Consider the following 961-nt stretch of genomic DNA (forward strand, 5'->3'; position numbering starts at 1 on the left):
CATCATCACGGGCTGCTGCTCGTAGTAATTACGCAAGCTCGACTCACGCTGATAGAGCTTATCTTCCATCAACTTACGGCTGGTGATATCACGCGCCTCAAACAGATACTGCTTTTGTTTGCCTACCTGCTGGGAAAACGGCTTTAAAGAAATTTCGAGCACCATAGAGCCGTGCTGTTTGCTCCAGATTTCGGCTTCAAATGTCGAAACTTGTTGCTGCGGTGCGTCAAAATAATCGGCGATCGCGTGGCGTGCTTGCTCACTCCAGTTTTGATGTAACCAAAGTGGCTTATCTAAGCGTAATTCCTGATGATAGAGCAAAGATTGCAGACGATCGTTGCCAGATTTAAGCAAACCATGTTTATCCAAAATCCCCATGTACTGCATACTTTGGTCAAAAATGGACTCTAAAATCGCCTGGCTTTCACGAGCAGCTGTCTCGCTGCGACGAATGCGTTGCAAGTAGTAGCTCAGTAGCAAAATGGCCACCAGCATCAACACGAACAAACTGCCAAACAAGCGAATTTCTTTGGCGAAACGCTCCGAAAATTCCATCGGCTTATTAAAAAAGACCGCCGAGGATTCTTGCTCTGCGCCCAACCCCCAGCGCACGACCGCTTGGTAATCGAGCTTGATTTCAGAATCGCCATTCACCACCGGAGGTAATGGTTCTTGTGGGTGGTCGAGCACCTGTTCAAGTAATCTAGCCGCTTCAACACCTTGGCGATAACCGCTTTGAATCACGCCGCCCACCGCGCCATGACCCAATCCTACATCGTGCACCATAAACAATGGCGCGTTGGAGGCCTTGTTGATCTGAATCCAGTCACGCTCGCTGCCGACCACACCATCTTTGTCGCGGTAGTAAGTCCAAAACAGCACCACATTTTCTTTATTGAGTTGAGCGATTTTTTGCTTCAATGCTTCAACATTGTCAGGGACAAGTTGAGTGATCTTGTTG

Annotated in this window: 1 protein-coding gene; it reads right to left on the reverse strand. The window is 48.3% G+C overall.

Going from position 1 to position 961, the window contains the following annotated elements; translation table 11 throughout:
- Nucleotides 1–961, reverse strand: a 961-nt coding sequence (locus R8O11_RS25645) for a PAS domain-containing protein (RefSeq protein ID WP_318194664.1), incomplete at both ends; no start/stop codon positions are given.

Source organism: Vibrio sp. 1288, from assembly GCF_033344475.1.